Source organism: Kitasatospora sp. MBT63, from assembly GCF_000710465.2.
In the GTDB taxonomy this organism is placed as follows: domain Bacteria; phylum Actinomycetota; class Actinomycetes; order Streptomycetales; family Streptomycetaceae; genus Kitasatospora.
Map to the genome: position 1 here is coordinate 1 of NZ_JAIZ01000387.1, position 7,451 is coordinate 7,451.

Sequence of the window (7,451 nt, forward strand, 5' to 3'; positions counted from 1 at the left end):
GGCGGCCGCGGGCAGGGCCACGGCGGCCGGCGCGGCGGCCGGGCGCGGCGCGGGGACGTCCGCGCGTCGCTGCTGGCGCTGCTGAAGGAGCGGCCGATGCACGGCTACGAGATGATCACCGAGATCGGTGAGCGGACCGGCGGCACCTGGCGGCCGAGCCCGGGATCGGTCTACCCGACCCTCCAGCTGCTGGAGGAGGAGGGCATGGTCACCGCGCAGGAGGCGTCCGGCAAGCGGCTGTTCGAGCTCACCGAGAGCGGCCGGGCGGAGGCCGACGCGGGCGGCGACAGCCCGTGGGCGGAGGCCGGCCGCGGCGTCGACTGGGAGGCCGTGCGCGAGGTGCGCGAGTCGCTGTCCGCGGTCGAGCACGCGGTGCGGCAGGTGATGGCGACCGGCACCGAGACCCAGCGCACGCAGGGCCTCGCGGTGCTGGCCGAGGCGAAGAAGAAGCTCTACCTGATCCTCGCCGAGGAGGCGTGAGCGCTCCGGGCGGCGGGCCTACCGCTCGCCGCCCGCGGGCTGCCCGGCCTCGTCCTCGGCCGCGGTCGCCGTCGTCGTGGCGGTGGCGGCGGACGTGACCGGCGGCCGGCTCCAGGGCCAGCGCAGGCCCCCGGCGGTGTCGCCGTCCGGGTCGTACTCGTAGCGCCAGCGCCAGCGGCCCCTGGCGTCGTACTCCTTGGCCCGCCGGTAGACCAGCGTGGTGGCGGGGACGTCGTGGTACGCGGGCACCGGTACCCGGTAGACCTTGCCGACGTTGTGGAACACGGTCAGCGGGATGCGCAGCTCCCGGCCGTCCAGCGGTCCGCCGACGAATGCGGTGTCCTTGCTCTTCACGTCGTCCAGGGTACGTGCGGGTCGGGCGGCTCCCGTGCGGGTCCGGAGCGGGCCGTGTGCAGCAGATGTGACCGGCGCAGCACCCCGTTCGGTCATCCGGACCGTCCCGGCACCCTTATTCTGCTCTGTACGCCTCCGGGGTTCACCCGGGTCCGCGGGCCTCGTACGGGCCGGGTCGGGTGCCTGTGCGCCTGCCCGCCGAGTCGCAACTCTCGTTCCTCCGTACCGTGCCCCGGCGTCGGCCGCCCGGTCACCCCGGCATCCGGCCGACGGCAGACGTGCCGCACGGATCCGCCCGGGAAGCCTTGGGCGCGTTTCGGTGTTGCGTCCAATGTTGCACCGGTCGCTGTGTCACACCAGGCACAGCAGGTCACGGCAGTGCGGAAGGGGCCCGATGGAAGCCAGCAGCAGGTGGACGACCTGGTGGCGGCGTGACCGGCAGCAGGAGCGGCCGGTCGCGGGTGGGGACGCGGCGACCCGGCTGGATCTGCTGCTGGGGGCGGTGCGTGCGGGTTTCCCGCTGGCGCCCGCCGCGCACCCGGCCGGCCACCGGTGTTCCTGCGACCGGATCGGCTGTCCGGCGCCGGCCCAGCACCCGGTCTCCTTCGCCTGGCAGTCCCAGGCGACCACCGATCCCGAGCAGCTGGCCCGCTGGCTGTCCCGCGACCCGCAGGCGAACTTCGTGACCGCCACCGGCCGCGCCCACGACGTCCTGGACGTCCCCGCGTCGGCCGGCGTGCTGGCCGTGGAGCGGCTGGACGAGCTCGGCATCGGCGGTCCGGTCGCGGTCGTCGGCGAGGACCGCTACCTGTTCTTCACCGCGACCCGCGGCACCCCGGCCGACGAGGACGAGTGGTGGACCAGCGCGCTGGACTCCACCCCGGACACCATGTCCGAGCACCCGGGGCTGCGCTGGCACTGCCGCGGCTCGTACACGCTGCTGCCGCCGGCCGCGCTCGCGGACGGCGGTGAGGTGCGCTGGCTGCGCGGTCCCGAGCAGCCGCTGCCGGACCCGCTGCGGGTGCTGGACGTGCTCACCGACGCGTGCACCGAGGTCGGCGCCGTCGCCGAGGAGCAGTGGCTGATCGGCTGAGCCGCCGCCGACGACGACGTGGGTGAGGATCTCGGCGCCGTCGGCGGTGACCACCAGGGTGTGCTCGAACTGGGCGGTGCGCTTGCGGTCCTTGGTGACCACGGTCCAGCCGTCGGCCCAGACCTCGTAGTCGTAGGTGCCCAGGGTGAGCATCGGCTCGATGGTGAAGGTCATCCCGGGCTTGATCACCTCGGTGGCCCGCTCGCTGTCGTAGTGCGGGATGATCAGGCCGGAGTGGAACGAGGTGTTGATCCCGTGGCCGGTGAAGTCGCGGACCACGCCGTAGTCGAAGCGCTTGGCGTAGGACTCGATGACCCGGCCGATCACGTTGACCTGGCGGCCCGGCTTGACCGCCTTGATCGCCCGGGCGAGCGCCTCCCGGGTGCGCTCCACCAGCAGCTTCGACTCCTCGTCGACGTCGCCGCACAGGTAGGTGGCGTTGAGGTCGCCGTGCACCCCGTGGATGAAGGCGGTGGCGTCGATGTTGACGATGTCGCCGTCCTGGAGCACCGTCGTGTCCGGGATGCCGTGGCAGATCACCTCGTTGACGGAGGTGCAGATCGACTTCGGGAAGCCCCGGTAGCCGAGGTCGGAGGGGTAGGCGCCGTGGTCGCACATGTACGCGTGGGCCACCGCGTCGAGCGCGTCGGTGGTGACACCGGGCTCGATCAGCTTGGCGGCCTCCTCCATCGCCCGGGCGGCGATCCGGCCGGCGATCCGCATCTTCTCGACGGTCTCCGCGGTCTGCACCTCGGGCCCGGTGTACGGCGCCGGCGCCGGGCGCCCGACGTACTCGGGGCGCGCGATGTGCGCGGGGACCTTGCGGGTGGGGGACACGATGCCGGGTACCAGAGACATGCCGGTGAGTCTATCGGCCGGGCCCCGGCCCGCCCCGGCCGTGTGTGCGAGGGCGGCGCCGGGAATGATCCGTACGGCACACATCCGGTACGCACGAGGAACGGGAGGCGCACGATGGCGCTGGGATTCGGCCGCAAGGGCACCGGGAACCCGGGGGAGTGGTTCTACTGCATCAAGCACGCCAAGGTCGAGGAGGGCCCGGACTGCCCGGCGAAGGACCGGCTGGGCCCGTACGCGAGCCGTGAGGAGGCGGCGCACGCCCTGGAGACCGCCGCCGAGCGCAACCGGGAGTGGAAGAACGACCCCCGCTGGCAGGACGACGCGCCCGCGGACGGCCGGGGCTGACCCGCACGCCGCCCGCCGCCGCCCTCAGGAGGCGGTGACGGCCTCCGGGACGGCCTGGTCCCGGGCGGCCCGCTCCCGGGCCTCGTGCTCGGCGCGGACGGCGGCCGCGTGCGGGTCGGTGCGGTCGTCGTAGCCGAGCAGCCGGGGCAGCGCCGCGGTCAGCGCCACCACACCGACCACACAGGCCAGCCCGCCGGCCCAGATCGAACCGCGGACCCCGACCAGCGCGGCCATGCCGCCCGCCCGGACCTGGCCTAGCTGCGGGCCGACCGAGTAGCTGAGCAGCTCCACCCCGGCCATCCGGCCGCGGACCTCGTCCGGGATCGACTGGTTCCACATGGTGGAGCGGGCGGTGCCGGAGATCTGGTCGGCGCCGCCCGCCAGGGCCAGGCACAGCAGCACCAGCCAGATGTTGGGCGCGACACCGGCGAGTGCCACCGCGGCGCCCCAGCCGAGCGCGGCGAGCACCAGCATCCGGCCGTGCCGGTGGATGCGCGAGGTCCAGCCGCTGGTCGCGGAGACCACCAGGGCGCCGACCGCGGTCGCGCCGTACATCAGGCCGAGCGCCCAGTCGGCGTGCAGTTCCGCCGCGAAGAACGGGTAGATCGCCACCGGGAAGGCGAACAGCATCGCGCAGACGTCGATCACGTAGGTGCCCAGCAGGTCCTTGCGGCTCCAGGCGTACCGCACGCCGGTGGCGATCGCCCGTACGGACGGCTTCTGGGCGCCGGTCGGCGGCGGCACCGCCCGCATCCGGGCGAGCAGCAGCAGCGACACGACGAAGGTCGCCACGTCGAGCGCGAACGCCGTCTGCACCCCCGCGGCCGCCACGATCAGACCGGCCAGCGCCGGGCCGGCCACCGAACCGACGTTGCGGTACAGCGAGTTGAGGGCGAACGCGGCGGTCAGCTGGTCGTGCGCGACGATCCGCGGGGTGAGCGAGTCCAGCGCCGGACGCTGCACGCCGTCGACCGCCGCGACCAGGGCCGCGACCAGGTAGACCGGCCACAGCAGCGGATCCGGCAGCAGCGCGTTCACCAGCAGCAGGCCGGTCAGCAGCGCCAGGCCCGCCTCGGAGACCAGCACCAGCCGGCGCCGGTCCAGCGCGTCGGCGAGCGCCCCGCCCCACAGCCCGAACACGATCAGCGGCACCAGCTCGAACGCCCCGACCAGGCCCACCGCGAACGAGGAACCGGTCAGCTCCTTGATCTGCAGCGGCACGGCGACATAGGTCAGGAAACTGCCGAACGAGGTGACGCACCCCGAGGTCCACAGCAGCCGGAAGTCCCGGGACGAACGCCAGGGCGCGAGGTCGGGCAGCAGGCCGCGGGCGCGCGAAGGTGCCGGGAGGGCCGGATCGGGGGAGGTCACAACGGGACATCATGGGCGCGCCCCGGATCGGTGGCAAACGAATTACCGGCGGGCGCCGCTCACCAGCGCAGCGCCGGCGGCGCGGTCAGCAGCTCCGCCAGCCGGGCCAGCCGGGGGGTCCGCGCCGCCGGCGCCCCGGCCGCCGCGCTGACCAGGTGCTGCACCAGGTCGAACGGCTCGCCCGCCAGGCCCGGCACCGCCAGCCGCTGGTGCACCGGTGCCGCCGGCCCGCCGGTGTCGCCGTCGAGGGCGAGCACCGTCGCACCGCCGCGCCGGGCGTCCTCGACCCGCTCCAGCAGCACCTCGTCCGGCGCCGCCGGGGCCACCAGCAGCACCGTCGTCCCCCGCGGGCGCTCGGACAGCAGCCGCAGGCCGTGCGAGAGGTGGGCGGGCGCGCCCGCCGGCACGCTGTGCCGCAGCAGCGTCGGCGCCAGCAGGGCGGCCCCCGAGCGGGCCGCCTCCTCGTCCAGGTGCGCCGCCAGGTGCCACGGCTCGTACGCCTCGGTGCCGACCAGCAGCAGCCCCCGGGAGGCGCGCCGGGTCACCGAGCGGCGCAGCTCCCCGCCGAACTCGCGGGTCGACTCCAGCCAGCCGCTGCCCGCCAGCCTCTCCCGGAGTGCTGAAACTCTCAGTGCGTCCATGGCGCACAGCGTGGAGCAGCCGCCCCGCCTTTGGCAGGATCTTCGGCATGACGCACCCCGATTCAGTGAACGCACCGGCCGCCGCGGCCACCCCCGAGCGGCCCGAGGTATCCCAGTTGGTGGTCGGTGTCCTCGGCGGCACCGGGGACCAGGGCCGCGGCCTCGCCTACCGGCTGGCCGCCGCCGGACAGCAGGTGATCATCGGCTCCCGGACCGCCGAGCGGGCCGAGGCCGCCGCCGCCGAGCTGGGCGCGGGGGTCCGGGGCGCGGACAACGCGACCTGCGCCCGGGAGAGCGACATCGTGATCGTCGCGGTGCCGTGGGACGGGCACGCCGACACCCTGCGCGCGCTGCGCACCGAGCTGGCCGGCAAGATCGTCGTGGACTGCGTCAACCCGCTCGGCTTCGACAAGCAGGGCGCCTACGCGCTCAAGCCCGAGGAGGGCAGCGCCGCCGAGCAGGCCGCCGCCCTGCTGCCGGACTCCCGGGTCACCGCCGCGTTCCACCACCTGTCGGCGGTGCTGCTGCAGGACCGGGAGATCGAGCGGATCGACACCGACGTCCTGGTGCTCGGCGACGAGCGGGCCGCCACCGACCTGGTGCAGGCGCTGGCCGAGAAGATCCCCGGGATGCGCGGGGTGTTCGCCGGCCGGCTCCGCAACGCCCACCAGGTCGAGGCGCTGGTGGCCAACCTGATCTCGGTCAACCGCCGCTACAAGGCCCACGCCGGCCTGCGGATCACCGACGTCTGAGCCGCGCACCCCGGCGCGCCGCACCGTCCGCACCACCCCGAAGGGGGCCCCTCGACCGGCCGAGGGGCCCCCTTCGGGGACAATGGGCCCGACCGCGCATCCGACCCTGGAGCTCCGCCATGCCCCGCAACGCCCTGCTCGCCTCGATCGTCCTCGTCCTCGCCGTGACGGCGGCGGTGATCTCCTTCGTGGAGGGCAACTGGTTCGGCGTGATCTGGGTGCTGATGGCCGGCGTCGCCAGCAACATGGCCTGGTTCTACGTCCGCAAGGAGCGCGCCGACCGGGCCCGCGCCGCCGAGGCCGGCCAGGGCTGAGCCGCCCGGGCCGGGCGCCTGCGCCCGGTCAGGACCAGAAGCGGAACAGCGCGTCGCCGACCGCGACCAGGTAGTTCTCCACCCCGAACAGATCCATGATCCACAGCGCCAGGCGGCTCAGCCACCTGCCCGCCTCGGTCTGCCAGATCACCAGGAACAGCAGCAGCATCCCGTACGGCGCGAACGGCTCGACCGCGCGCCGGGTCCGGTAGGACAGCCACGGCTCGACGATCCCGTAGCCGTCCAGGCCGGGGACCGGCAGGAAGTTCAGGATCGCCGCGGTGATCTGCAGGTAGGCGAGGAAGGACAGCGCCGCCGGGAACGGCGCGACCGGCAGGTCGAAGCCGTTGACCGGGCTGGTCAGCCCCGGGTCGTCGAACAGACCGCTGCCGACCAGCAGCAGCAGCCCGATGCCGAGCACCAGGTTGACCAGCGGCCCGGCCGCCGAGATCAGGCTGTGCTTGAGCCGGCCGCGGATCCGGTGCCGCTCGATGAAGACCGCGCCACCGGGCAGACCGATCCCGCCCATGATCACGAAGATCACCGGCAGTACGAAGCTCAGCACCGCGTGCGCGTACTTGAACGGGTTGAGGGTCAGGTAGCCCTTCGCCCCGATCGAGATGTCCCCGCTGTGCAGGGCCGTCCTGGCGTGCGCGTACTCGTGCAGGCACAGCGACACCATCCAGCCCGCGACCACGAACAGGAAGACCCCGAAGCGGGAGTTGCCGTACCCCGCGGCCACCGCCCACGCGGAGGTGCCCAGGATCGCGACCAGCACCAGGAAGACCGGGCTGATCCGGTTCTGACTGCTGTGGCGGTCGGTGGTGGCGAAGCTCATGTGGCGGGACTCCGGGGCTGGCTCGGGCACGGGCGGGAAGCACGATCATGCCGGGTGCCGGCGGACCGGACAACCGTCCCCGGTTGAACGTACGGCACCCCGGGCCCGTTCCGGCGCCGCGGACCGCCCCGCCTGCGGCCCCGGACGCCAGGCCGGACGCCGGGCCGGACGCCGGGCCGGACGCCGGGCCGGTAAAGGGCGTGCGGCGGTCCGGCCGTCCACCAGAATGGTCCTGTGCACTACGGCATCCTCGGCACCACCACGGCCCACCACGACGACGGCACGCCCATCGCGCTCGGCGGGGCGAGGCTGCGCGCCCTGCTGGCCGCCCTCGTGCTGCGCCAGGGCCGGCCCGTCCCCGCCGAACTGCTGGTCGAGGAGGTCTGGGACGCCGACCCGCCGCAG

General features: G+C 74.2%; 9 protein-coding genes and 2 pseudogenes. 6 read left to right on the forward strand and 5 right to left on the reverse strand.

The window, feature by feature from the left end:
* A partial coding sequence (locus AA75_RS22435; RefSeq protein ID WP_033821979.1) for a PadR family transcriptional regulator occupies positions 1-480 on the forward strand: 480 nt, incomplete at its 5' end.
* 18 nt (positions 481-498) lie between these two features.
* Here AA75_RS22435 and AA75_RS22440 read toward each other — a convergent pair.
* Positions 499-834, reverse strand: a complete 336-nt coding sequence (locus tag AA75_RS22440; RefSeq protein ID WP_033821980.1) for a hypothetical protein — start codon at positions 832-834, stop codon at positions 499-501.
* A gap of 394 nt (positions 835-1,228) precedes the next feature.
* On the opposite strand from AA75_RS22440, the gene AA75_RS45875 reads away from it, so the two are divergent.
* Positions 1,229-1,927 carry a bifunctional DNA primase/polymerase gene (locus tag AA75_RS45875; protein WP_082526741.1) on the forward strand — a complete coding sequence of 233 codons (699 nt, stop codon included), beginning with the start codon at positions 1,229-1,231 and terminating at the stop codon, positions 1,925-1,927.
* A 21-nt stretch (positions 1,928-1,948) separates the two neighbouring features.
* On the opposite strand, the pseudogene map reads toward AA75_RS45875, so the two are convergent.
* Positions 1,949-2,785, reverse strand: a pseudogene (map, locus tag AA75_RS22445) (type I methionyl aminopeptidase); the annotation flags it as partial.
* Positions 2,786-2,899: 114 nt separating this feature from the next.
* Here map and AA75_RS22450 point away from each other — a divergent pair.
* Positions 2,900-3,130, forward strand: coding sequence for a hypothetical protein (locus tag AA75_RS22450; protein WP_033821981.1), 231 nt, complete (start codon positions 2,900-2,902; stop codon positions 3,128-3,130).
* Positions 3,131-3,154: 24 nt separating this feature from the next.
* Here AA75_RS22450 and AA75_RS22455 read toward each other — a convergent pair whose 3' ends face one another.
* Both AA75_RS22455 and AA75_RS22460 read right to left on the reverse strand, forming a co-directional pair.
* The gene (locus tag AA75_RS22455; RefSeq protein WP_051813060.1) at positions 3,155-4,501 is read right to left on the reverse strand and encodes an MFS transporter; all 1,347 of its coding nucleotides are present in this window, start codon (positions 4,499-4,501) and stop codon (positions 3,155-3,157) included.
* Between the two features lie 59 nt (positions 4,502-4,560).
* Positions 4,561-5,142, reverse strand: coding sequence for a hypothetical protein (locus AA75_RS22460; RefSeq protein ID WP_033821982.1), 582 nt, complete (start codon positions 5,140-5,142; stop codon positions 4,561-4,563).
* A gap of 47 nt (positions 5,143-5,189) precedes the next feature.
* On the opposite strand from AA75_RS22460, the gene npdG reads away from it, so the two are divergent.
* Positions 5,190-5,894, forward strand: coding sequence for an NADPH-dependent F420 reductase (gene npdG / locus AA75_RS22465; protein WP_033821983.1), 705 nt, complete (start codon positions 5,190-5,192; stop codon positions 5,892-5,894).
* 119 nt (positions 5,895-6,013) lie between these two features.
* Positions 6,014-6,208: a hypothetical protein gene (locus AA75_RS22470; protein ID WP_033821984.1), complete on the forward strand. Its 195-nt coding sequence runs from the start codon at positions 6,014-6,016 to the stop codon at positions 6,206-6,208.
* Positions 6,209-6,236: 28 nt separating this feature from the next.
* Here the strand turns inward: AA75_RS22470 and AA75_RS22475 are convergent, their stop codons facing one another.
* Entirely contained in the window at positions 6,237-7,046 is an 810-nt protein-coding gene (locus AA75_RS22475; protein ID WP_033821985.1) for a site-2 protease family protein, read from the reverse strand.
* Between the two features lie 234 nt (positions 7,047-7,280).
* On the opposite strand from AA75_RS22475, the pseudogene AA75_RS52245 reads away from it, so the two are divergent.
* A pseudogene (locus tag AA75_RS52245) lies at positions 7,281-7,451 on the forward strand (SARP family transcriptional regulator); the annotation flags it as partial.